The following is a 22,907-nucleotide window of genomic DNA, read 5'->3' as shown; positions in this document are numbered from 1 at the left end:
CGATCAAGCATCAAGAGGACTACCAGCATGATTATTTACGGTGTGGCGTTTCTGGCCTTGTGTACCCTGGCGGGCCTGTTTGTCGGCGAGCTGCTGGGCCAATGGATGGGCATCCCGGCCAACGTCGGCGGGGTAGGCATCGCGATGTTGCTGCTGATCGGCCTGGGCAGTTACCTGGGCAAGCGTGGCCTGTTTACCGGCAAGTCGGAGCAGGGTGTGAGCTTCTGGGCGGCGGTGTACATCCCGATTGTGGTGGCCATGGCGGCCCAGCAAAACGTCTATGGCGCTATCAGTGGCGGCCCCATGGCGATTCTCGCCGGCACCTGCGCGGTAGTGGTGGCATTTGCCCTGGTGCCGGTGCTGGTACGCCTCGGCAACCGTGAGCCGGATGCCGTCATCCCTACCAAGACGGCAGGGTGAGCGCCATGTACGAATCCTTGATGAAAGTCATCACCGGCTACGGCCTGATCAGTGGTTTTGCGGTGATCGGCCTGACCATGTGGGTGTCCTACTGGATCAGCGACACCTTCACCAAAGGCCGCTTGCATGGGTCGGCCATCGCGATCCTGCTGGGGCTGGTGCTGTCCTATGTGGGCGGTGCGTTTACCGGCGGGGCCAAGGGCGTGGTGGATATCCCGCTGCTGTCGGGCATCGGCCTGCTGGGCGGGGCGATGCTGCGCGACTTTGCCATTGTGGCGACCGCGTTTGGGGTGAGCGTCGATGAGCTCAAGCGTGCCGGATACGTGGGGGTGCTTGCACTGTTTGTGGGCGTCGGCTCGTCATTTGTCGCAGGCGTTGGGGTGGCCATGGCGTTTGGCTACACCGATGCGGTGAGCCTGACCACCATCGGCGCCGGGGCGGTGACCTATATCGTCGGGCCCGTGACCGGGGCGGCGATTGGCGCCAGTTCCGAGGTGATGGCGCTGTCCATCGCTGCGGGGTTGATCAAGGCCATTTTGGTAATGGTAATGACCCCGTTCGTGGCGCCGCTGATTGGCCTGAACAGCCCGCGCAGTGCGGTGATCTTCGGCGGCCTGATGGGCACCTCCAGCGGCGTGGCCGGCGGGTTGGCGGCTACCGATCCGAAGCTGGTGCCCTATGGTTGCCTGACGGCGGCGTTTTATACGGCGCTGGGGTGTCTGTTGGGGCCTTCGTTGTTGTTTTTGCTGATGCGGGGGTTGGTGGGCTGATTCGCTAATCTCGATTGAATGTTCGGGCCTCATCGGCGGTTTCAATCCTGCCGATTGGCATACATCCGACACTCTGCCAACAACGCCAGCAAATTCGGATCGCGCTCCTTGGCCTTCAAGAACACCACGCCAATGTGCTGCTGTAGCCGGTAGCGCGCCTGCAAGGGAATCAGCTTCACCCGGTTCTCATACACCGCCGCAATCCTTCCCGGCAGCAATGCATATCCCACCCCCGAGCTGACCATGCTCAGCAGGGTGAAGATGTCGTTGACCTGCATCGCCACCTTCGGCTCGAACCCCGCCTGCTTGAATACCCGTGCGCCGTCCTGGTGGGTGGCGAAGCCCTGGGTCAGGGTGATGAAGGTGGCGTCGCGCACCTGGGCCAGGTCGATTTCCTGTTCGCGGTCCAGGGGCGAGTCGGCGGGGGTGGCGAGGAAGATGTCATCGGAAAACAGCTGGATCTGCGCGCAGTCCGGCTCCATCACCTGGTCGTCGAGGGAGATCAGGATCGCGTCGACTTCCATGTTCTTGAGCTTGTACATCAGGTCGACGTTGGAGCCCAGGATCAGGTCGATATTGAGCTCGCTGCGGCGGATTTTCAGGCCCATGATCAGTTGCGGCACGGTCTTGACCGTCAGCGAATACAGGGCGCCAAGCTTGAAACGTTCGGCGGAGAAGCCAGCGGCTTCGCGGGTCAGGCGCACGCTGTCGACCACGTCCTGCACCAGTTTTTGCGCGCGCTCTTCGAGCACGTAGGCGCTTTCCAGTGGGGTGAGGTTGCGCCCTTCGTGCTTGAACAGGGGGCAGCGCAGGGCATTCTCCAGAGAGTGGATAGCCCGGTGCACGCTGACATTGCTGGTCTGCAACTCGGCGGCGGCGCGGGCCAGGTTGCCGGTGCGCATGAAGGCCAGGAAGATTTCCAGCTTCTTGAGGGTGAACTCTTCGTCGATCAGCATGGCGATGGCTCTTATTCGAATGCGCTCGATTGTGCCCTTAAAGCGCCGCAACCGTCATAACGGTCTTGCACTCTGGCCTGTCAGGCCTGAGCCTTACGGGGTCGATGCAGCAGTTTTGGAGGTTGGCGACACATGTATCACGGAGAACGATTCAACGCCTGGAGTCATTTGCTCGGCGCCGTGGCGGCCTTTATCGGCGCGGTGTGGATGCTGGTGGTGGCGAGTATGGACGGCAGCCCGTGGAAAATCGTCAGTGTGGCGATCTACGGCTTTACCCTGCTGGTGCTGTACAGCGCCTCGACGGTGTATCACAGCGTGCGCGGGCGCAAAAAAGAAATCATGCAGAAGGTCGATCACTTCTCGATCTACCTGCTGATCGCCGGCAGCTACACCCCGTTTTGCCTGGTGACGCTGAACGGGCCGTGGGGCTGGACGTTGTTCGGGATTGTCTGGGGCCTGGCGGTGATCGGAATCCTGCAGGAGATCAAGCCGCGCTCCGAGGCGCGTATTTTGTCGATTGTGATCTATGCGGTGATGGGTTGGATTGTGTTGGTGGCGGTCAAGCCATTGATTGGCGCGTTGGGTATGGACGGGTTTATCTGGCTGGCGTCGGGCGGGGTGTTGTACACGGTGGGGATTATCTTCTTCGCCCTGGAACACCGGCTGCGGCACTCCCATGGGATCTGGCATCTGTTCGTGATCGGCGGCAGCCTGCTGCACTTTGTGGCGATCATGGGCTACGTGCTCTGACAGACCACATGGCGCTGGTTTTTGTGTGGGAGCTGGCTTGCCTGCGATAGCATCACTGGGGTGTGACTGATGGACCGAGGTGTCTGCATCGCAGGCAAGCCAGCTCCCACACAAGCCAGCTCCTACAGGGTTCTGCGGTGTTTTAGAGGCGGTCTAGCTGCTCCTGGGCACGGCTGCCAAAGATCTCCAGCAGGCTCGCCAACATATGCGGCGGCGGTTCATCCGCGCGGGTCAGGGCGTACAGGGTGATGGGCAGCGGCGGGGCCAGGGGGCGGATGCAGGTGCTGTCGGTGGATGCGCCCAGGGCGGTGAAGGGGTCGATCACCGCCAGGCCGGCGCCGGACTCCACCATGGCCCGGGCCAGGGAATAGGTCTGCACCGAGATCTGCACCTTGGGCGGCGGCTCGACCGCTTCAAGGTAGCTGTCGAGCCGCGCCGACAGCGGGTCGGCACTGGACAGGCCAATCAACGGCGCGCCTGCCAGGGCCATCAACGGCAAGGGTTTGCCCAGCTCCGCCGCAGGCCAGAAGCCCCGAGGCGCCAGGGCCACCAGTACGCCGTGGGCTAACGCCTGGGCCTTGAGCCCGGGATGGTCCGGGGACTTGAGCGTCAGCGCCACATCCATCTCGCGCATCAACAGGTTCTGCACCAGCTCACGGCTGTGGGCGCTGGACAGTTCGCAGGCAATGTCCGGATAGCGCTGGGTCCACTCGCCAATTGCCGGCGGCAACAATGACAGGGCCAGGGCCGGCGTGGCGCCGATGCGCAGGCTTTGGCCGGGCGCGCGCCGCAGGTTCTGGGCCAGGCGCCGCACGCCTTGCAGGCTTTCGCTGACCTTATCGACTTCACGCTCCAGGGCCAGGGCTTCCGGAGTGGGCTGCAGCTTGCCGCGTATGCGCAGGAACAGCGGGAAGCCCAGCTGCAACTCGGCATGTTGCAACACCTTGGTCACCGCCGGTTGCGAGACGTGCAACAACTGCGCGGCGGCGCTGACCGAGCCGGTCTGGCGGATGGCCTGGAAAATTTCGATATGACGCAAGCGCATGACGAGTCCATAACCTTTGTTTATAGGTGGCCCATCTTTATTCATTGTCCGGCGCCTGTCACCTGCCCCTAACCTTGGACGCTCATTACAACGCTCGGGAATCGACATGGCTCAGCAGGTTTGCATCATTGGCGGTGGGGTCATCGGTCTGGCGAGCGCCTATGCCCTGGTGCGCGCCGGTATGGACGTGACGGTGGTCGAGGCCCGCGACAGCCTGGGCAGCGAGACCAGTTTTGCCAATGGCGGCCAGTTGTCCTACCGCTACGTCGCGCCGCTGGCGGACAAGGGCGTGCCGTTGCAAGCCATTGGCTGGCTGCTGCGCGGTGATTCGCCGTTGAAGCTGCGGCCGCGCCTGGACCCGGCGCAATGGCGCTGGATGGCCGCGTTCCTCGGTGCTTGCCGGGCCTCGGTGAACAAGCGCAACGCCGGCCACCTGTTGCGCCTGGCCACGTTGAGCCAAGGCATCTTGCAGCAGTGGCGTGAAGAGGATGGGCTGGACGGCTTCGACTGGCAGCGCAACGGCAAGCTGGTGACATTTCGCAGCCATCACACCTTCGAACATGCCCGCGGCAAAGTGCTGGATCGCCTGCAGCAACAGGTGCTGTCGGCGGCCGATTGCACGCGCCTGGAACCGACCCTGGGCGCGAAGGATTTTGTCGGCGGGATCTACACGCCCAATGAAGAAGTAGCGGACTGTCACCGCTTCTGCCAGCAACTGGCGGCGCGCCTTGAAGCGTCGGGCCGTTGCCGGTTTGTGCTGGGGCGCAAGGTCACGGGTATCCGGCATGCCAACGGCACGGTGCAGGCGATTGAGTTGGGTAGCGAGGTGATGCCGGTGCAGCACCTGGTGTTGGCGGCGGGGGTGCGCAGCCCTGAGCTGGCGTTGCCGGGGATCGCGCTGCCACTGTACCCGCTCAAGGGCTACAGCCTGAGTGTGCCGATTGGTGAGCAGCACGCCGCGCCGAAAATCAGCATCACCGACTATGACCGCAAGATCGTTTACGCACGGATCGGCGAACAGCTGCGGGTGGCGGCGATGGTCGACATCGTCGGCTTTGATACGGGCCTTGAGCCCAAGCGCCTGGCCCTGATCAAGCGCCAGGCCTGTGAGACGTTCCCCTTGGCCGGTGACTACAGCCAGGCCATCGAATGGGCCGGCATGCGCCCGGCCACCCCCAGCGGTGTGCCGCTGATTGGCGCCAGCGTGTACCGCAACCTGTGGCTCAACCTTGGCCACGGCGCCCTGGGCTTCACCCTGGCCTGTGGCAGCGGCCAGGTATTGGCCGAACTGATCGGCCAGCACACCACTTCCATTGACATGCAGGGCCTCGCGCCCCGCGCTGCATAGGGCACCGCAATGACCATCAACCGGATCGACAGCAATAATCGCCTATCGGGCGCCGTGACCTACCAGGACCTGGTATTCCTCTCCGGCCAAGTGCCGGGTCAGGGACAGGACGTCACCACCCAGACCCACGAGGTGCTGGCCAAGATTGACGCGCTGCTGGCGCAAGCCGGCAGCGACAAGGATCATCTGCTCAATGCGACCATTTACCTGAAGAACATCCAGGAAGGTTTTGCGCCGATGAATGATGTCTGGTCCGCCTGGCTCACGCCCGGCCAGGCACCGACCCGCACCACCCTGCAGGCGGAACTGGCACGCCCGAGTGTGCTGGTGGAAATCAGCGTGATTGCTGTACGCCGCCCATAACAAGAACACCAACGGAGAATAACAATGCAAAAAATCACGTTGATCGGTACCGCACTGGGGCTGTTGTTGACGGCCCAGGCCCAGGCCAATGAAGCACCGCTGACGGGCACCCTGGCCAAGGTCGCGAATGCCAAGAGCATCACCCTGGGTTATCGCGATGCGTCGGTGCCGTTTTCCTATGTCGGCGATAACACCGGCAAACCCATGGGCTATTCGGTGGACCTGGCGAGCAAGATTGTCGAGCGTATTCAACAAAAGACCGGTGTGCCCAAGCTCAACGTGAAGTACAACCTGGTCACCTCGCAGACGCGTATTCCGCTGGTGATCAACGGCACGGTCGACCTGGAGTGCGGCTCCACCGGGGTGACGGCCGAGCGGCAGAAGCAGGTGGCGTTTTCCTATGGCTTTATCTATGTGAAGGGCCAGTTGCTCACCGCCAACGACAGCGGTATCCAGCGCTTCGCCGACCTGCGCGGCAAGAACGTGGTGACCACTGCCGGTACCACCAACGAGCGGTTCCTCAAGAGCTACAACCATGAGCACAAGCTGGATATGTCGGTGATCAGCGCCAAGGACCATGGCGAGGCGTTCCAGATGCTGCAATCGGGTCGGGCCGTGGCGTTCTATATGGATGACGCGTTGCTCTATGGCGAGCGCGCCAAGGCCAAGGACCCGCACAAGTGGGTGGTGGTGGGCGAGGAACAGTCGCGGGAAATCTACAGCTGCATGGTGCGCAAGGACGACCCGCAGTTTCTGGCGGTGGTCAACGAGACCCTGGGCGAGCTGTACAGCTCAGGGGAAATCAACGGGATTTACCAGCGCTGGTTTGAACAGCCGATTCCGCCCAAGGGCTTGAACCTGGAATTCCCCATGACCAGCGAGCTGAAGGCGATTATTGCCAAGCCGGTGAGTGATCCGGTGGAGTAAACAGGCGAGCACCCGATCAAAACTGTAGGAGCTGGCTTGCCTGCGATGGCGGCATCAAGGTCTGCGCAAGACTTGCGGGCCTCATCGCAGGCAAGCCAGCTCCTACAGTTTGATTGGGTTTGCAAGGTGGGGTTAGAAGTCGCCCCAGAGTTGTTGAGCGACTGATAACGCGACTACCGGTGCAGTCTCGGTGCGCAATACCCGTGGGCCCAGTCGTGCGGCGTGGAAACCAGCGTGTTTCGCAGTTTCGACTTCGCCATCGGTCAAGCCACCCTCCGGCCCGATCAAAAACGCCAGGCTCGACGGCTTGGCATGGCTCACCAGCGGCTCGGCCACCGGGTGCAGCACCAGCTTCAAATCCGCCTCGGCCTGTTTCAACCAATCGGCCAGCAACAGCGGTGGGTGAATCACTGGCACCGTGGAGCGGCCGCATTGCTCACAGGCGCTGATCGCCACCTGGCGCCAGTGCAGCAGGCGTTTGTCGGCGCGTTCGTCCTTGAGGCGCACCTCGCAGCGCTCGCTGAAGATCGGCGTAATGGCGTTGACCCCAAGCTCGGTGGCTTTCTGGATTGCCCAATCCATACGCTCGCCACGGGACAGGCCCTGGCCCAGATGCATGTGCAGCGGCGATTCGACCTGGCCGGCGAAGGCCTCGGTGAGTTGCACGGTCACGCGTTTTTTCCCGACTTCCAGCAGTGTGCCGCGAAACTCCTGGCCAGAGCCGTCGAACAGTTGCACGGCATCGCCTTCGTTCATGCGCAACACGCGGCTGATGTAATGCGCCTGGGCTTCGGGCAGTTCGTGGTCGCCAAGGCTTAGCGGGGTATCGGTGAAAAAACGCGACAGTCTCATTTCTGTTCTCTGCAAATAATGTGTGTGTTGCTATGCAGCGGGAGCGACGTTTTTCCTGTAGGAGCCGGCTTGCCGGCGATGGCGGCATCAAGGTCTGCGCAAGACTTGCGGGCCTCATCGCCGGCAAGCCGGCTCCTACAGGGGGCGTTAGCCGGGGTCGCGAAAGCCTGGGTGGAAGTCCTTGGGCACGGCCACGCTGACTTTGCTGTTGGTGGCGATATCAATGCCTTCAGTGGCCACTTCGGCCAGGAAGTCGATCTGCTCCGGGGTAATCACGTAGGGCGGCAGGAAATACACCACGCTGCCCAGGGGCCGCAGCAATGCACCGCGCTCCAGGGCATGCTCGAACACTTTCAGGCCGCGCCGTTCCTGCCACGGGTAGGCGGTCTTGGTGGCCTTGTCCTGCACCATCTCGATGGCCAGCACCATGCCGGTCTGGCGTACTTCCGAGACATGGGGGTGATCCACCAGGTGCGCGGTGGCCGTAGCCATGCGCTGGGCCAGGGCCTTGTTGTTCTCGATGACGTTGTCTTCTTCGAAAATATCCAGGGTCGCCAGGGCCGCCGCACACGCCAGCGGGTTGCCGGTGTAGCTGTGGGAATGCAGGAAGGCGCGCAGGGTCGGGTAGTCGTCGTAGAAGGCGCTGTACACGTCTTCGGTGGTGACCACGGCCGCCAGCGGCAGGTAGCCGCCGGTCAGGGCCTTGGACAGGCACAGGAAGTCCGGGCGGATGCCCGCTTGCTCACAGGCGAACATGCTGCCGGTACGGCCGAAGCCTACGGCGATTTCGTCGTGGATCAGGTGTACGCCATAGCGATCGCAGGCTTCGCGCAGCAGCTTGAGGTATACCGGGTGGTACATGCGCATGCCCCCCGCGCCCTGGATCAGCGGCTCGACGATCACGGCGGCGACGCTGTCGTGGTTGTCGGCCAGGGTCTGTTCCATGGCCTGGAACATGTGGCGCGAGTGTTCTTCCCAGCTCATGCCTTCGGGGCGCAGGTAACAGTCCGGGCTGGGCACCTTGATGGTGTCCAGCAGCAAGGCCTTGTAGGTCTCGGTGAACAATGGCACATCGCCGACCGACATCGCGGCGATGGTTTCGCCGTGGTAGCTGTTGGTCAGGGTGACAAAGCGCTTCTTGTTCGGCTGGCCGCGGTTGAGCCAGTAGTGAAAGCTCATTTTCAACGCGACTTCGATACACGACGAACCGTTATCGGCATAGAAGCACCGCGTCAGGCCCTCGGGCGTGATCTTAACCAGGCGCTCGGACAGCTCGATCACCGGCTGGTGGCTGAAACCGGCGAGGATCACGTGCTCCAGTTGGTCCACCTGATCCTTGATGCGCTGGTTGATGCGCGGGTTGGCGTGGCCGAACACATTGACCCACCAGGAGCTGACGGCATCGAGGTAACGCTTGCCTTCGAAGTCTTCCAGCCATACGCCTTCACCGCGCTTGATTGGCACCAACGGCAGTTGCTGGTGGTCTTTCATCTGGGTGCAGGGGTGCCACAACACGGCAAGATCGCGTTGCATCCACTGGTTATTCAAGCCCATCTTTGCGTCTCCTCGAAGCGCTGCCACGACCTGCGCAGGCAAAACAATCGCGCAAGCCTATGCAATGGCGGGCTGTGTCACAACCCATGAGCCATGAATTGGCAGTAAATGCAGGACGGTCTGTCACGTTTGTGCTCAATAGTCCTTAATCCTTAGTTAATTTACTGTTCATAGGCTCAAGATCGGATAAATCGATCTTTCACAGCAAAATTTTCCGCTTTATATCGATAGGTAAAACGCTAGTCTTGGGCACGGCTCTTACGGGATTTGGGGAATGCAACTACGAAACACATCGACCCGCTACGGCTGGGTCAGCATTGTTATCCACTGGAGCGTGGCACTGGTGGTGTTCGGTCTGTTTGGGCTGGGCCTGTGGATGGTCGGTCTGGATTACTACAGCATGTGGCGCAAAGACGCGCCGGACCTGCATAAAAGCATCGGCATTACGCTGTTCGCGGTGATGCTGGTGCGCATTGTCTGGCGCCTGCTCAGCCCACCGCCGCCAGCGCTGGCCAGTTATAGCCGCATGACTCGGATCGGCGCGGCGTTTGGCCACGCGTTCCTGTATCTCGGGCTGTTTGCCGTGATGATTGCCGGCTACCTGATTTCCACCGCAGACGGTGTCGGGATCCCGGTGTTTGGTCTGTTTGAAATTCCTGCCGTGGTTTCCGGTCTACCGGACCAGGCAGACGTAGCCGGCCTGGTGCATTTGTACCTGGCCTGGGTGCTGGTGGTGTTTGCCGGCCTGCATGGCGTGGCCGCCTTCAAGCACCACTTTATCGATCGTGACGCGACCCTGGTTCGTATGCTGGGGCGCAAAGCCTGATGTTCAACCTCGACTCACAAGGAATAGAAAGCATGTTGAAAAAAACTCTCGCCGCTCTGGCAATCGGTACTGCTCTGCTGTCTGCTGGTCAGGCGATGGCTGCTGATTACAAAATCGACAAGGAAGGCCAGCACGCCTTCATCGATTGGAAAATCAGCCACTTGGGCTACAGCTACATCCACGGTACGTTCAAGGACTTCGACGGTACCTTTAGCTGGGATGCCGCCAAGCCTGAAGCCAGCAAGATCGCGGTCGACCTGAAAACCAACAGCCTGTGGTCCAACCACGCTGAGCGTGACAAGCATATCGCCAGCAAGGATTTCCTGGACGTTGCCAAGTTCCCTGAGTCCAAGTTCGTGTCGACCTCGGTTAAGTCCACCGGCGAAAAAACCGCTGACGTGACCGGCGACCTGACCCTCCACGGTGTGACCAAGCCTGTGACCTTCAAGGCCGTTTTCAACGGTGAAGGCAAGGATCCATGGGGTGGCGAACGTGCTGGCTTCAACGCCAAGACTACGCTGAACCTGAATGACTTCGGCATCAAAGGCCCAGGCCCGTCTTCCCAGACCCTGGACCTGGACATCTCCATCGAAGGTGTGAAGCAGAAGTAATTGTTGCGGGCATAAAAAACCGGATCGAGAGATCCGGTTTTTTTTAGCCTGGAACGCGGTCAATGTGGGAGCTGGCTTGCCTGCGATGGCCATCTGCATCTACACAGCCTTCAGAAACTGACGAACTTTCCTGTGGCGAGCGGGCTTGTCCCGCGCTGGGTTGCGAAGCAGCCCTAAACCCGGCCATCGCGGTTTATCTGAAGACACGCGGCGGGCTTTTTGGGGCTGCTTCGCAGCCCAGCGCGGGACAAGCCCGCTCGCCACAACGGCGCTATCAGCATGGATTTAGGCGTTGCGGCAACGTCGTGTAGATATCTATGGCCATCGCAGGCAAGCCAGCTCCCACAGTTGATCAATGCCCAGTCCATAAAAAATGCCCCGGATCGTTCGAACCGGGGCATTTTTAGTGGCGCTATGAAAATCAGCGGTTGCGGGTCAGCAACGCTGGTTTTTCACCACGAGGGCGGCCTGGCAGTTGATCCAACTGCTCAGGTGTCGGGAAGCGATCGCTTTTCGACTCCTTGTGGATAATCTTCGGCGTGGTGCCGCTGCGCGGGTTCTGCACGGCCGGCTCGGAGGAGCGTGGCTGCTCATCACGGGCAGGGCGGCGGTTGCGCGACTCTTCGCGACGGGCCTGGCCATCACGCGGAGCGCCGTTACGCGGACCATTGCGCTTGGCAGGCGGGGTGCCAGTGGTGGCGCCGTTGCTGCTGCGTGGACCGTTCTGGCGACCCTGCGGTTGACCACCGGTGCGCGGAGCGCCGGCGCCTGCGCCCTGTGCCGGGGCACCAGGGCGGCGACCACGGCCCTGGGCCGGTTTGGCCTGGGGCACGTAGTCAACGCGGTTACCGAAGTTATCCACATCGTCGTCGAGGAACTCGTCCGGTGCGCGGTCAGCGGCGGCGCGTGGCGGCTGGCTCGGCTGGCGCTGTTCGCGGGCCGGGGTGCCTTCGCGGGGCTTTTGCTCGCGGGCTGGGCGTTCGCCACGGCCGTTGGTAGGCGCCTTGTCCTTGCCGCCCTTGTCCTTGCCTTTGTCGCGACGACCACCGCCACCACCGCCGCCGTTCGGGCCATCGCCCTTGGGACCACGTGGGTTGCGCGGGTTACGCACATCCGGACGCTCGCGCACTTCCGGCTTTTCGGCTTCTACGGTGCTGGCATCGAAGCCCATCAGGTCGCCGTCGGCGATTTTCTGCTTGGTCATGCGCTCGATGCTTTTCAGCAGTTTTTCTTCATCCGGGGCGACCAGGGAAATGGCCTCGCCCGAACGACCGGCGCGGCCAGTCCGGCCGATACGGTGCACGTAGTCTTCATCGACGTTTGGCAGCTCGAAGTTGACCACGTGCGGCAGTTGGTCGATATCCAGGCCGCGGGCGGCGATATCGGTGGCGACCAGGATCCGCACGGAGCCGGCCTTGAAGTCGGCCAGGGCCTTGGTCCGCGCGTTCTGGCTCTTGTTGCCGTGGATGGCGACAGCGGTGAGGCCGTGCTTGTCCAGGTACTCGGCCAGGCGGTTGGCGCCGTGCTTGGTGCGGGTGAACACCAGCACCTGTTCCCAGGCGCCGGCGGTGATCAAGTGGGCCAGCAACGAGCGCTTGTGGCTGGCTGGCAGGCGGAACACCCGTTGCTCGATACGCTCGACCGTGGTGTTGGGCGGCGTGACTTCGATGCGCTCGGGGTTGTGCAGCAGCTTGCCGGCGAGGGCGGTGATGTCGTTGGAGAACGTTGCCGAGAACAGCAGGTTCTGACGCTTGGCCGGCAGGCGCGCGAGGACTTTCTTCACGTCATGGACAAAGCCCATGTCGAGCATGCGGTCGGCTTCGTCCAGCACGAGGATTTCCACGTGGGACAGATCGACGCTGCCTTGGCCGCAGAGGTCGAGCAAACGACCAGGGCAGGCGACCAGCACGTCAACCCCACGGGACATGGCCTGAACCTGTGGGTTCATGCCGACGCCGCCGAAGATGCAGGCGCTGACGAACTTCAGGTCACGGGCGTACAGCTTGAAGCTGTCATGCACCTGTGCGGCGAGTTCGCGGGTAGGGGTCAGGACCAGTACGCGGGGTTGGCGCGGGCCGTGACGCTGGGATTTGTCCGGGTGACCATTGGGGAACAACCGCTCCAGAATCGGGAGGGCGAAGCCGCCGGTTTTACCAGTACCTGTCTGAGCCGCGACCATCAGGTCGCGACCTTGCAACACGGCGGGAATAGCCCGCTGTTGCACCGGAGTAGGCTCGGTATAGCCCGCTGCCTCGATGGCGCGGACTAAAGCCTCGGAGAGACCGAGGGAAGCAAAGGACATGAGTAATCCTGTTTGTAGTTAGGGCTTGGCCCAAAGGGATAATCTTGCCGGGCGCGAATGGCGTTTAGAGGAACGCAATCCCGTCCGGTCCTGCTGGGGTTGGCAGGCACTCCAACGGCTCGCGCGGGCTGCAAAGCTGCGCAGTAGCGGGGTTGGATACCTGTGATACGACCACAGAGGCCGGGCGTAAGCCTGGCGGAAAGGCCGGAGTATAACAGAGCAATCACTGCGCGCTGCTTTCCTGCTGCTCAACGGTGTCGTCCAGCAGGGGCGACGGGGCGATTTGGCTCACGGTACCGGCATATTTTGCACTCAGGGCCGCGTAGGCGGGCTCTTGCTTGAAGCGTTTGAGCTCGGCGCCAAAGCGCTGCACCAGCAGGTCCATGCCCGCGCCACGGCGTACGGCCAGGAATTGCTTCTGGCTGCTGATCACCGGCGACGCCTGGGTGACTTGTTGCTCCAGGCCCAACTCCTTGAGCACATGCTGGCCGACCCGGCGGTCGGTGATCACCAGATCGATCCGGCCACGGGCCAACTTGCCGAAGTTGGCCTCATGGCTGGGGGCCGGCTCGCGGGTAAACAGGGAGGATTCGCTGAACCCGGCGCTATACAGGTAACCGGGGGACGTGCCGATGGTCAGCCCTTTCAGGTCGTTGAGGGTGCGGAATGGATGCGGGCGCTCGTTGGCGTAGAACATCACAAACTCAACCTGGGACAACGGTTCGCTGGGGTAAAGCAGTGCTGCGTCGCGTTCATGGCTGTGAAAAATATCCAGCGCGCCATCTGCCAGGCCCTGGTCGAGCATGGCCAGGCAACGTTTCCAGGGCAGGAACTGCCATTGCACCTCAATCCCCAGGCGCTGGAACACGATCACGGTGGTCTCGTAGTCGAGCCCGCGCATCTGGCCGTTTTCTTCGTAGACGTAGGGTGCCCAGGGTTCGGTGACAATGCGCAGTTTCTCGCCATGGGCGGTCAGGCTCAGGCAAGTGAAAATAACAGCGGTCAACAACTGGAGAATGACGGGCATACCCTGAGGTTACGACTGTCTCAGGTTAAAGAGAAGCTCTGGATCGGGGATCTTCAGGCGGCAAACCTGAATTTTTATTGTGCCGCCGACCCGCGAGGAATCCGGGGCGACGGCACAACGGGCAGCCTCAGCGTGGCAGCTTGAGGTTGTTCCAGATCGCCAGGCTCGGGTCGGCCTGGTTCAGGGTGTAGAAGTGCAGCCCCGGTGCGCCACCTTGCAGCAAGGTCTCGCACATTTCGCTGATGACCTGCTCGCCGAAGGCCTGGATGCTTTTGACGTCATCGCCGTAGGCTTCCAGCTGCTTGCGTACCCAGCGTGGGATTTCTGCACCGCAGGCGTCAGAAAAGCGCGCCAGCTTGCTGTAGTTGGTGATCGGCATGATACCCGGCACGATCGGGATGTTCACGCCCAAGGCCTGCACGCGCTCGACGAAGTAGAAGTAGCTGTCGGCGTTGAAGAAGTACTGGGTGATCGCGCTGTTGGCGCCGGCATTGGCCTTGCGTACGAAGTTGTTGAGATCGTCTTCGAAATTACGCGCCTGCGGGTGCATTTCCGGGTAAGCGGCCACTTCGATATGGAAGTGATCACCGGTTTCTTCACGAATGAAGCTCACCAGGTCGTTGGCGTAGCGCAGCTCGCCGCTGGCCATGCCCATGCCGGATGGCAGGTCGCCGCGCAGGGCGACGATACGCTTGATGCCGGCAGCCTTGTACTGGGTCAGCAGGCCGCGCAGGTCGTCCTTGCTGTCGCCCACGCAAGACAGGTGCGGAGCGGCGGGCACCTTGGCTTCGCTTTCCAGCTGCAGCACGGTGTTGATCGTACGATCACGGGTCGAGCCGCCTGCGCCGTAGGTGCAGGAGAAAAAATCGGGGTTGTAGATGGCCAACTGCTTAGCAGTTGCCATCAGTTTTTCATGCCCAGCATCGGTCTTGGTCGGGAAGAACTCGAAGCTGTAGCGACGGTCTTGGGACATGGTAATACCCTTGGAAACTCGAAGGCCTGGAAGGCATACACAATCGAAGCGGGTGCCGGGCTTTCTGTGGGAGCTGGCTTGCCTGCGATAGTGTCACCACGGTATTGCTCAAATACCGAGGTGCCTGCATCGCGGGCAAGCCCGGCTCCCACAGAAGAGCCGGCGCCAGCAGGGCCGATCAGTAGCGGTAGGCGTGCGGCTTGAACGGACCTTCGACAGTCACGCCGATGTAGTCGGCCTGGGTCTTGGTCAGTTGAGTCACTACGCCGCCGAAGCCGCGGACCATTTCCAGGGCCACTTCTTCGTCGAGTTTTTTCGGCAGTACTTCCACGGTCAGGCGCTCGGCTTTCTGGGCTGGCGACAGGTCGGCGTATTTCTGGTCGAACAGGAAGATCTGTGCCAGTACCTGGTTGGCGAACGAGCCATCCATGATGCGGCTTGGGTGGCCAGTGGCGTTGCCCAGGTTAACCAGGCGGCCTTCGGCCAGCAGGATCAGGTAGTCGTCGTTCTGCGGGTCAAAATCACCAGCGCCGGTACGGTGAACCTTGTGCACCTGTGGCTTGACTTCTTCCCATGCCCAGTTCTTGCGCATGAAAGCGGTGTCGATCTCGTTGTCGAAGTGACCGATGTTGCACACCACGGCGCGCTTTTTCAGGGCCTTGAGCATGTTGGCATCGCACACATTCACGTTACCGGTGGTGGTCACGATCAGGTCGATCTTGCCCAGCAGGGCTTTGTCGATGCTGGCTTCGGTGCCGTCATTGACGCCATCGATGAACGGCGAGACCACTTCGAAACCGTCCATGCAGGCTTGCATGGCGCAGATCGGGTCAACTTCGGAAACCTTGACGATCATGCCTTCCTGGCGCAGGGACTGGGACGAACCCTTGCCCACGTCACCGTAGCCGATCACCAGGGCTTGCTTGCCCGACAGCAGGTGGTCGGTGCCGCGCTTGATCGCATCGTTGAGGCTGTGACGGCAACCGTATTTGTTGTCGTTCTTGCTCTTGGTCACCGAGTCGTTGACGTTGATGGCCGGGATTTTCAGCTCGCCCTTGGCCAGCATGTCCAGCAGGCGGTGTACGCCGGTGGTGGTTTCTTCGGTCACGCCGTGGACGCGGTCCAGGATGGCCGGGTATTTCTTGTGCAGCAGCTCGGTCAGGTCGCCGCCGTCGTCGAGGATCATGTTGGCATCCCAAGGCGCGCCATCTTTCAGGATGGTTTGCTCCAGGCACCACTCGTACTCTTCTTCGGTCTCGCCTTTCCAGGCGAACACCGGGATACCGGCAGCGGCGATGGCAGCAGCGGCCTGGTCTTGAGTCGAGAAGATGTTGCAGGACGACCAACGCACTTCGGCACCCAGGGCAACCAGGGTTTCGATCAGCACGGCAGTCTGGATGGTCATGTGGATGCAGCCGAGAATCTTCGCGCCCTTGAGCGGCTGTTCAGCGGCGTACTTGCGGCGCAGACCCATCAGGGCTGGCATTTCGGATTCGGCGATAAAGGTTTCGCGACGGCCCCAGGCAGCGAGGGACATATCGGCGACTTTGTAGTCGGTAAAACCTGCAGGCGTGATTACAGCGCTCATGAAGAGCCTCCATTCGTAGTGTGCGAATGGGCGCCGTTGTGCGTTTAGTATCCAACCAGGACAACCTGGCTGGGCAACGCCCCATCCGAGCCTGACAGGCCAGGGCCTGCTGCAGCGCCCCTCGGACAGGTGGCGGGAGAACGGTATCAATCACAGATGACCGTTTTGAAACGGTGGCGATTATAGCCGCCTGCGCCCGACTTCCCAAGCCTTTCTGTCGGGCTCATGAAGATCGCTCATGGCTGTGATAGGCAATGGCTCATAGAGCTTGGGCCGGCGCTCTGCCATGATGTTGCCCATCATTTCGCAAGACGCTTTGGAGTGAACATGAACTTCCACACCCGCAAGTGGGTAAAACCCGAAGACCTGAACCCCAACGGCACCCTGTTCGGTGGCAGCCTGCTGCGCTGGATCGATGAAGAAGCGGCGATCTATGCGATTGTCCAGTTGGGCAACCAGCGAGTGGTGACCAAGTACATCTCCGAGATCAATTTTGTCAGCGCTTCGCGCCAGGGCGACATCATCGAGCTGGGCATCACCGCTACCGAGTTTGGCCGCACCTCCATCACCCTGACCTGTGAAGTGCGCAACAAGATCACGCGCAAAAGCATCCTGACCGTGGAAAAAATGGTCTTCGTCAACCTCGGCGAAGACGGCCTGCCGGCGCCCCACGGGCGTACCGAGATCAAGTACGTGAAGGATCAGTTCCAGGACGACAGCGAGTAACGATCCGCCGTGTAGCGGTGGTCATTGAACGCTCTTGAGGGCGCACAGGTCGTACCTGAAATCGCCCCCTCGTTCAGGTACGCCCATGGCCACGCAAAAAGACGGCAAGACTCCCAATCTGTCGCAGGAAGAACAGCACGACGTGGACAAAAACCAGCCGCCCCGGGCGGCTGTGTTGCATGAAATCATCCGCACCCAGGGCGACCAGGAACTGGAGCGCAGCGTCGCGGCGTTATGGTGGTCAGCGCTGGCTGCGGGTCTGACCATGGGCCTGTCATTGATGGCCATGGGGTTGCTCAACTCACGCCTGCCGGACGGCGAAGGCTTTAAGGTGATCGCCAGCCTGGGCTACTGCGCGGGTTTTTTGGCGGTGATCCTCGCGCGCCAGCAACTGTTCACCGAAAACACCCTGACCGCCGTGCTGCCGGTGATGAGCAAGCCGACCCTGGGCAATGCCGGGCGCCTGTTGCGGCTGTGGACGGTGGTGTTGGTGGGCAACCTGTGTGGCACCTTGCTGGTGGCCTATGTGATGTTGCACTTACCGATCTTCGACACCAAGACCGACCTGGCTTTCTTGGAGATCGGGCGCAAGATCATGGAGAACGACACCGGCCAGATGTTCGCCAAGGGCATTGTCTCCGGTTGGATGATCGCCACCATGGTATGGATGATCCCGTCCATGGAAAGCGCCAAGATGTGGATCATTATCCTGATCACCTATCTGATGGCACTGGGCGACTTTACCCACATCGTCGTCGGTTCGGCGGAGGTGTCCTACCTGGTATTTGCCGGCGAGCTGCCGTGGAAGGACTTCTGGCTGATATTTGCCGGCCCGACCCTGGCCGGCAACATCATCGGCGGCAGTTTTATCTTCGCGTTGATCAGCCATGCGCAGATTCGCAGCGAAAGCAGCTTGCCGGGTAAAAAGGCTGCGGATCCCAGGCATCCGCAGCAGATCGACAAGGATCAGTGATGTTCAGGCGTGGCCTGGGGCTCGCCCTGGGTCACGCGCTTGACCAGCCTGCCGATGCTCAAACCCTGCAACAGGATCGACGACAGCACCACGATATAGGTGATGCTCAACAGCAGGTCACGCTCCGGACCCAACGGCAAGGCCAGGGCCAGCGCCACCGAAACCCCGCCGCGCAGCCCGCCCCAGGTGAGGATGCGGATGGTGCCGCGCGGCACCGTGCGCCAGCGCCGTAGCAACAGGATCGCCGGGGCCACCGTCAGCAGGCGAGACAGCAGGATCGCTACCGCCAGCAGGCTGGCGGCAAGTACATGTAGCCAGTTGAACGGCAACAGCAGTAGTTCCATGCCGATCAGTGCAAACAGCAGTGCGTTGAGCATGTCGTCGAGCAACTCCCAGAAGCCATCCAGGTAGCGACGGGTCATGTCGTTCATCGCCAGCTTGCGTCCCAGGTTGCCGATGATCAGCCCGGCCACCACCATCGCAATCGGCGCCGATACGTGCAGCTCGGAGGCCATCGCCGAGCCGCCGATCACCAGTGCCAGGGTCAGCATGACTTCGATCTGATGCTGCTCGATGCTCTTGATCATCAGGTACACCAGGTAGCCGATCAGCCCGCCAAACACCACGCCGCCAATCGCCTCATGGGCAAACAGCATGGCAGTGGCGCCTACGGTGGGCGTCTCGCCGAGCTGCGCGATGCCCAGCAGTACGGTAAACACCACCACCGCCGTACCGTCGTTGAACAGCGATTCGCCGACAATCGTGGTCTTCAGCGGTTTTGACGCATTGGCGGTACGCAACACGCCGAGCACCGCAATCGGGTCGGTGGGCGAGATCAGTGCGCCGAACAGCAGGCAGTAGAGGAAGCTCACATGCCAGCCAAACAGGGCAAAGATGTAATACGCCAGGCTGCCGATCACGACGGTGGCGATCAATACGCCGAAGGTTGCCAGCAGGCCGATGGGCCAGCGATAACTGCGCAGGTCGTTCAGGTTGACGTGCAAGGCGCCGGCGAACAGCAGGAACGACAGCATCCAGTTCATCAGCAAGTCGCCGAAGTCGATTTGGCCGATCAATTGCTGGACGCGCTCTTCAAGGCCGGGGTAACCGATAAAGCTCAGGCCTTGGAGTAATAGGGAAAACATCAGCGCGGTGACCATTACGCCGATGGTCGGTGGCAAGCCGATAAACCGGAAGTTCACATAAGTGAGCAGGGTGGTGAGGCATATGAAGGCGGCAACAAGTTCAAGCATCCGGGGTCCTTTGGAAGGCGGTTGAAATAAGAGCAGATAGGGGAAATGGCAGCCGTCATAGGCATGCTAGGTGCGCCGAAGCGGCGTTTAGTATAAACATGTGCTGATACATCCCGAATCAATTAAGGAGGTTCCATTGCTTGCGACGGCCCTTGTCCTGGTAGCGGCGTTGTTGCATGCGACGTGGAACACCTTGATCAAATTCAGCGGCGAACGCCTGTTGGTGATCGCCTGCATGGACAGCGTTGCGCTGTTGTTTGTTCTGCTGGCGGTGGGATTTGTTTCACTGCCGCCCCTGGAAATCTGGCCGTGGATCATCGCTTCGGCGTTGTTCGAGTTGCTCTACCGGTACCTGTTGATCCAGGCCTATCGCGTCGGCGACCTGGGGCTGGTGTACCCGTTGATGCGTGGCTTATCACCGCTGGTGGTGCTGGCGTTGACCCTGGTGTTTGCCGGTGAAGTGCTCAGTACCCAGCAGATTGTCGGCATCCTGCTGATCCCGTTCGGCATGCTGTGCCTGTTGTGGCAGGGCGGTGGCGGGGACAGGTTGCCCTGGTCGATGCTGCCGGTGGTGGCGCTGATCGGCTTGTGCATCGGCTGCTATACCTTCCTCGACGGGCAGGCGCTGCGGCGCTGGTCGCACCCTTTGGACTACCTGGTCTGGCTGACGCTGCTCAGCGCCTGGCCTTTTCCATTGTTGGCCATGGTGCGCAAGCGGGCGGCGTTCAACCTGTTCTGGCGCACGCAATGGCGGTTGGGGCTGAGCGTGGGATTGTGCGTGTTGTTGAGCTACGCTCTGGTGCTTTGGGCCATGCAGTTGGGCTCGATTGCCGAGGCCGCCGCGCTGCGGGAAGTCAGCGTGATCCTGGTGGTGTTGTTCGGTATGCGCTATCTGAAAGAACCTTTCGGCCGCTCCCGGCTCTTAGCCTGTGGGTTGGTACTGATCGGCATGCTCGTGATGAAACTCTAACCAGTGGATAAAACTAAAAAAGGAATGAGTGATGACTGTCGCTTTCTGGTGTGTGTTGATCGCAATTTTTCTGCCTTACCTGTGCACCGGCGTGGCCAAGTTCAGTGGCGGCAAATTCGGGCCCCGGCAGAACCACGACCCCCGGGCCTTCCTGGAGACCCTGGAAGGTTTTGCCAAACGCGCCCATAGCGCACAGCTCAACAGCTTTGAAGTGACCCCGGCGTTTGCGGCGGCGGTGATCATTGCCCACCTGGCGGGCAACGCGGAACTGGTGACCATCAACGTCCTGGCGGTGCTGTTTATCACCAGTCGCCTGTTGTACATCATCTGCTATTTGGCGGACTGGGCGATCTTGCGTTCGCTGGTGTGGTTTGTGGGCATGGTGTTGATTGCGAGCTTTTTCTTCGTCTCGATGTAAGGCGCGCGGCCAGTGCCTGCTTGCCCCGGTAAGCCGGCTCCTACAGGGGGGCGTCCGGCACTTTGGGTAGCGCTGCGCCCTTGGGCCACAGCATCCAGATCTGGCCCTGCTGCTTCATATTCCCGGCCAACTCGCCCGCAGCATCACCCGTGCCCCAGAACAGGTCCGCACGCACCTCACCGACAATCGCACCACCAGTGTCCTGAGCCGCTACCGGTCGTACCACTGGCGAGCCGTCGGGCCGGGTGGTCGACAGCCATAACAGGCTGCCCAGCGGGATGACCTTGCGGTCCACCGCCACGCTGTAGCCAGCAGTCAGCGGCACGTTCAGCGAGCCGCGCGGGCCTTCGTTGCTATCGGGCCGGGTGCTGAAGAAGACGTAGCTGGGGTTGCTCGCCAACAGTTCCGGGATGCGCTGCGGGTTTGCCTTGGCCCAGGCACTGATCGCGCCCATGCTGACTTCTTCTTTCTTCAACTCGCCTTGCTCCACCAGCCAGCGGCCGATCGGGCGATAGGGGAAACCGTTCTGGTCGGCGTAGCCCACGCGCAGTTGTCGGCCATCAGCCAGCTGGATGCGGCCAGAGCCCTGGATTTGCAGGAATTGCAGGTCCATCGGGTGGGTCAGCCAGGCAATCGGCTTGGCACTGGAGCCTTGTTGGTTGATGGTGCCGGCATCGTCATAGGGCTTGAGGACCCGGCCTTCCAGGCGCCCGCGCAGGCGTTTGCCCTTGAGTTCGGGGTAGATGCTTTCGAGGTTGACGATGATCAGGTCGTCCGGCACGCCAAACACGGGAACATGGGCGGTTTTGGTTTCGGTGAGGCTGCCTGGATAGACCGGCTCGTAGTAGCCAGTGATCAGGCCATTGGGCGTGTTGTCCGCCGAGCGCAAGCCGTAGACGTTCAACTGTTGCTTGAGGAAGCCGCGGATGTCGCCGGCATTGCCCGGCACATTGGCCGCTGCCGCGCAGGTGGTGCCCCATATCGGATCGTTCTTCAGGCGTTGGCAGGCACTGCGCCAGGATTCGAAACCGGCTTGCAGGTCGCTGTCCGAAACCACGGGCAGGGCGTCCCAGGTGGCGCTGACATAGGTCGCTACGGCGTGGGGTTTTTCGGGCGCAGGCGTGGGGGCCGGAGTGTTGCCGCCGTCGCATCCTGCGAGCAGCGCGATCATCGGCAGAGCCCACGCCAGTCGGCGACTCCAGGGGTTCAACAGGTTATTCATGCAAGTAAATTCCCAAGGCGATTGCCCGCGCAGGTTGTGGCGCAAGCATCCATATTATTAATAGGGCTATTGGTCTTTGCGGGCGGGGCGAGGATACTGGCCGCCGTTTCCCGTGACCCTGAGCCACCATGACTTTTAAAAAACTGACTGTTGTATTGCTGGCCTGCCTGACGCTGACTGCCTGCGGTGGCGTTGATCCAAACTCGCCACTGGGCCAGCGCAAGGCTATTTTCAAGCAGATGCTCAAGACCGGCGAAGACCTGGGTGGCATGCTGCGCGGTCGCATCCCGTTCGACGGGGCGAAATTTGCCGAAGGTGCGGTCAAGCTCGACGCTCTGTCCCATGAGCCGTGGAAGCACTTTCCAACGGTGCGCGAAGAAGACCACACCAGCGCCAAGGATGAGGTCTGGCAAAAACAGGCGCAGTTCCAGGAACTGGCGCGCAACCTTGAGGCGGCCACCGGTGAATTGGTGATCGCCAGCCAGGTTCAGCCTTACAAGGCCAGTAACCTGGGGCCGGCCGTGCAGAAAGTCGAAGATGCCTGCAGCGCCTGTCATAAGCAGTTTCGCGACCACTGAGCCTGATCGGGCAAGAACGCCGAATGCGCCTTACTTGTCCAGGTCGTCGAGGGCTTCCTGCAACTCTTTGCGCGATTCGGCGAGCTTGTCCTTACGCTTGTTGATCTTCTCGGAGTCGCCCTTTTTCATGGCCTTGTCGAGGTCGGCCTGACGGCGGCTGACTTCGTGTTTGGCATCCAGCACCTTGTTCTCGCGTTCCTTTTTCAGGGAGGCGTCGGTGCAATGGGCGGTGACTTCGCTCAAGGCTTTTTCCAGGCCGGCTTGTTGCTCACTGTTGCCGTGGGCCTTGGCTTGTTCGATCTGCAGGCTGATGGCTTGACGCTTGGCGGCGCAGCCGGTCAGTTGCGGGGCCGTCTCGGCAGCCATCAATGGTGTGGTCATTAAGCTGGTGATGGTCAGCAGGGCAAGCGGTGCAAGAAACTTCATAAAGACTCCAGATTAAACAAGATAGTTGT

The 22,907-nt window shown here is 61.2% G+C and carries 24 protein-coding genes and 1 riboswitch; of the genes, 13 read left to right on the top strand and 11 right to left on the bottom strand.

Translation table 11 applies throughout. From position 1 onward, the window contains the following. Positions 1 to 27: 27 nt before the first annotated feature. Positions 28 to 420, top strand: coding sequence for a malonate transporter subunit MadL (gene madL, locus HKK57_RS07215; protein ID WP_029300421.1), 393 nt, complete (start codon positions 28 to 30; stop codon positions 418 to 420). A gap of 5 nt (positions 421 to 425) precedes the next feature. Beyond that, complete coding sequence (gene madM, locus HKK57_RS07210; protein ID WP_029300419.1) at positions 426 to 1,190, top strand: malonate transporter subunit MadM; 765 nt, start codon at positions 426 to 428, stop codon at positions 1,188 to 1,190. A gap of 41 nt (positions 1,191 to 1,231) precedes the next feature. On the opposite strand, the gene HKK57_RS07205 is transcribed toward madM, so the two are convergent. Continuing rightward, complete coding sequence (locus HKK57_RS07205; RefSeq protein WP_029300417.1) at positions 1,232 to 2,146, bottom strand: LysR family transcriptional regulator; 915 nt, start codon at positions 2,144 to 2,146, stop codon at positions 1,232 to 1,234. Between the two features lie 132 nt (positions 2,147 to 2,278). Here HKK57_RS07205 and trhA point away from each other — a divergent pair, with 132 nt between their 5' ends. Continuing rightward, positions 2,279 to 2,896 carry a PAQR family membrane homeostasis protein TrhA gene (trhA, locus tag HKK57_RS07200; RefSeq protein WP_029300416.1) on the top strand — a complete coding sequence of 206 codons (618 nt, stop codon included), beginning with the start codon at positions 2,279 to 2,281 and terminating at the stop codon, positions 2,894 to 2,896. 142 nt (positions 2,897 to 3,038) lie between these two features. Here the strand turns inward: trhA and HKK57_RS07195 are convergent, their stop codons facing one another. Continuing rightward, positions 3,039 to 3,941 (bottom strand): LysR family transcriptional regulator, encoded by a 903-nt coding sequence (locus HKK57_RS07195; protein ID WP_029297408.1) that lies wholly within the window; start codon positions 3,939 to 3,941, stop codon positions 3,039 to 3,041. A 106-nt stretch (positions 3,942 to 4,047) separates the two neighbouring features. On the opposite strand from HKK57_RS07195, the gene HKK57_RS07190 reads away from it, so the two are divergent. The 3 genes from HKK57_RS07190 to HKK57_RS07180 are packed head-to-tail and all read left to right on the top strand — an operon-like array spanning position 4,048 to position 6,579. Further along, a complete protein-coding gene (locus tag HKK57_RS07190; protein ID WP_029297406.1) occupies positions 4,048 to 5,289 on the top strand; it encodes a D-amino acid dehydrogenase in 1,242 nt (413 codons plus the stop codon). 9 nt (positions 5,290 to 5,298) lie between these two features. Beyond that, entirely contained in the window at positions 5,299 to 5,652 is a 354-nt protein-coding gene (locus tag HKK57_RS07185) for a RidA family protein (RefSeq protein WP_029297404.1), read from the top strand. Between the two features lie 24 nt (positions 5,653 to 5,676). Further along, positions 5,677 to 6,579, top strand: a complete 903-nt coding sequence (locus HKK57_RS07180) for a transporter substrate-binding domain-containing protein (RefSeq protein ID WP_029297402.1) — start codon at positions 5,677 to 5,679, stop codon at positions 6,577 to 6,579. Between the two features lie 132 nt (positions 6,580 to 6,711). Here the strand turns inward: HKK57_RS07180 and HKK57_RS07175 are convergent, their stop codons facing one another. Then, positions 6,712 to 7,431: a 16S rRNA (uracil(1498)-N(3))-methyltransferase gene (locus HKK57_RS07175; RefSeq protein WP_169389979.1), complete on the bottom strand. Its 720-nt coding sequence runs from the start codon at positions 7,429 to 7,431 to the stop codon at positions 6,712 to 6,714. Positions 7,432 to 7,578: 147 nt separating this feature from the next. After that, positions 7,579 to 8,985 carry an adenosylmethionine--8-amino-7-oxononanoate transaminase gene (locus tag HKK57_RS07170; protein WP_029297398.1) on the bottom strand — a complete coding sequence of 469 codons (1,407 nt, stop codon included), beginning with the start codon at positions 8,983 to 8,985 and terminating at the stop codon, positions 7,579 to 7,581. 274 nt (positions 8,986 to 9,259) lie between these two features. Here HKK57_RS07170 and HKK57_RS07165 point away from each other — a divergent pair, with 274 nt between their 5' ends. Beyond that, positions 9,260 to 9,811, top strand: coding sequence for a cytochrome b (locus tag HKK57_RS07165; protein ID WP_029297396.1), 552 nt, complete (start codon positions 9,260 to 9,262; stop codon positions 9,809 to 9,811). A 32-nt stretch (positions 9,812 to 9,843) separates the two neighbouring features. Continuing rightward, the gene (locus tag HKK57_RS07160; protein ID WP_169389978.1) at positions 9,844 to 10,422 is read left to right on the top strand and encodes a YceI family protein; all 579 of its coding nucleotides are present in this window, start codon (positions 9,844 to 9,846) and stop codon (positions 10,420 to 10,422) included. Positions 10,423 to 10,843: 421 nt separating this feature from the next. Here the strand turns inward: HKK57_RS07160 and HKK57_RS07155 are convergent, their stop codons facing one another. The 4 genes from HKK57_RS07155 to ahcY all read right to left on the bottom strand — a co-directional run bounded on the left by HKK57_RS07155 (position 10,844) and on the right by ahcY (position 16,312). After that, the gene (locus HKK57_RS07155) at positions 10,844 to 12,724 is read right to left on the bottom strand and encodes a DEAD/DEAH box helicase (RefSeq protein ID WP_029297392.1); all 1,881 of its coding nucleotides are present in this window, start codon (positions 12,722 to 12,724) and stop codon (positions 10,844 to 10,846) included. Between the two features lie 223 nt (positions 12,725 to 12,947). Continuing rightward, on the bottom strand, positions 12,948 to 13,751 hold the full coding sequence (locus tag HKK57_RS07150) for a substrate-binding periplasmic protein (protein ID WP_029297389.1): 804 nt from the start codon (positions 13,749 to 13,751) through the stop codon (positions 12,948 to 12,950). Between the two features lie 127 nt (positions 13,752 to 13,878). Further along, on the bottom strand, positions 13,879 to 14,724 hold the full coding sequence (gene metF / locus HKK57_RS07145; RefSeq protein ID WP_169389977.1) for a methylenetetrahydrofolate reductase [NAD(P)H]: 846 nt from the start codon (positions 14,722 to 14,724) through the stop codon (positions 13,879 to 13,881). A 178-nt stretch (positions 14,725 to 14,902) separates the two neighbouring features. Further along, complete coding sequence (gene ahcY, locus HKK57_RS07140) at positions 14,903 to 16,312, bottom strand: adenosylhomocysteinase (RefSeq protein ID WP_029297385.1); 1,410 nt, start codon at positions 16,310 to 16,312, stop codon at positions 14,903 to 14,905. 21 nt (positions 16,313 to 16,333) lie between these two features. After that, a riboswitch (S-adenosyl-L-homocysteine riboswitch) is annotated at positions 16,334 to 16,441 on the bottom strand. Positions 16,442 to 16,639: 198 nt separating this feature from the next. On the opposite strand from ahcY, the gene HKK57_RS07135 reads away from it, so the two are divergent. Together HKK57_RS07135 and HKK57_RS07130 are read left to right on the top strand one after the other, a co-directional pair. Beyond that, positions 16,640 to 17,038 carry an acyl-CoA thioesterase gene (locus HKK57_RS07135; protein ID WP_029297383.1) on the top strand — a complete coding sequence of 133 codons (399 nt, stop codon included), beginning with the start codon at positions 16,640 to 16,642 and terminating at the stop codon, positions 17,036 to 17,038. 85 nt (positions 17,039 to 17,123) lie between these two features. Then, positions 17,124 to 18,011 (top strand): formate/nitrite transporter family protein, encoded by an 888-nt coding sequence (locus tag HKK57_RS07130; RefSeq protein ID WP_029297381.1) that lies wholly within the window; start codon positions 17,124 to 17,126, stop codon positions 18,009 to 18,011. Here HKK57_RS07130 and HKK57_RS07125 read toward each other — a convergent pair. Next, positions 18,005 to 19,264, bottom strand: a complete 1,260-nt coding sequence (locus HKK57_RS07125) for a cation:proton antiporter (RefSeq protein WP_029297379.1) — start codon at positions 19,262 to 19,264, stop codon at positions 18,005 to 18,007. The two genes, HKK57_RS07130 and HKK57_RS07125, sit on opposite strands and share 7 nt — an antisense overlap. 136 nt (positions 19,265 to 19,400) lie before the next feature. Between HKK57_RS07125 and HKK57_RS07120 the strand changes: the two genes are divergently transcribed. Further along, a complete protein-coding gene (locus tag HKK57_RS07120) occupies positions 19,401 to 20,234 on the top strand; it encodes an EamA family transporter (RefSeq protein ID WP_169389976.1) in 834 nt (277 codons plus the stop codon). Positions 20,235 to 20,265: 31 nt separating this feature from the next. Then, positions 20,266 to 20,652, top strand: coding sequence for an MAPEG family protein (locus tag HKK57_RS07115; RefSeq protein ID WP_070993958.1), 387 nt, complete (start codon positions 20,266 to 20,268; stop codon positions 20,650 to 20,652). Between the two features lie 40 nt (positions 20,653 to 20,692). On the opposite strand, the gene mltA is transcribed toward HKK57_RS07115, so the two are convergent. Next, positions 20,693 to 21,874: a murein transglycosylase A gene (gene mltA, locus HKK57_RS07110; RefSeq protein ID WP_169389975.1), complete on the bottom strand. Its 1,182-nt coding sequence runs from the start codon at positions 21,872 to 21,874 to the stop codon at positions 20,693 to 20,695. A 128-nt stretch (positions 21,875 to 22,002) separates the two neighbouring features. Between mltA and HKK57_RS07105 the strand changes: the two genes are divergently transcribed. Further along, complete coding sequence (locus HKK57_RS07105; protein ID WP_029297371.1) at positions 22,003 to 22,452, top strand: c-type cytochrome; 450 nt, start codon at positions 22,003 to 22,005, stop codon at positions 22,450 to 22,452. A gap of 30 nt (positions 22,453 to 22,482) precedes the next feature. Here HKK57_RS07105 and HKK57_RS07100 read toward each other — a convergent pair whose 3' ends face one another. Next, positions 22,483 to 22,878, bottom strand: a complete 396-nt coding sequence (locus HKK57_RS07100; RefSeq protein WP_070993957.1) for a DUF1090 domain-containing protein — start codon at positions 22,876 to 22,878, stop codon at positions 22,483 to 22,485. Positions 22,879 to 22,907: the final 29 nt, after the last annotated feature.

The organism is Pseudomonas sp. ADAK21, from assembly GCF_012935735.1.
GTDB classification, from domain to species: domain Bacteria; phylum Pseudomonadota; class Gammaproteobacteria; order Pseudomonadales; family Pseudomonadaceae; genus Aquipseudomonas; species Aquipseudomonas proteolytica.
This window is presented reverse-complemented; position numbering and strand designations above follow the sequence as displayed.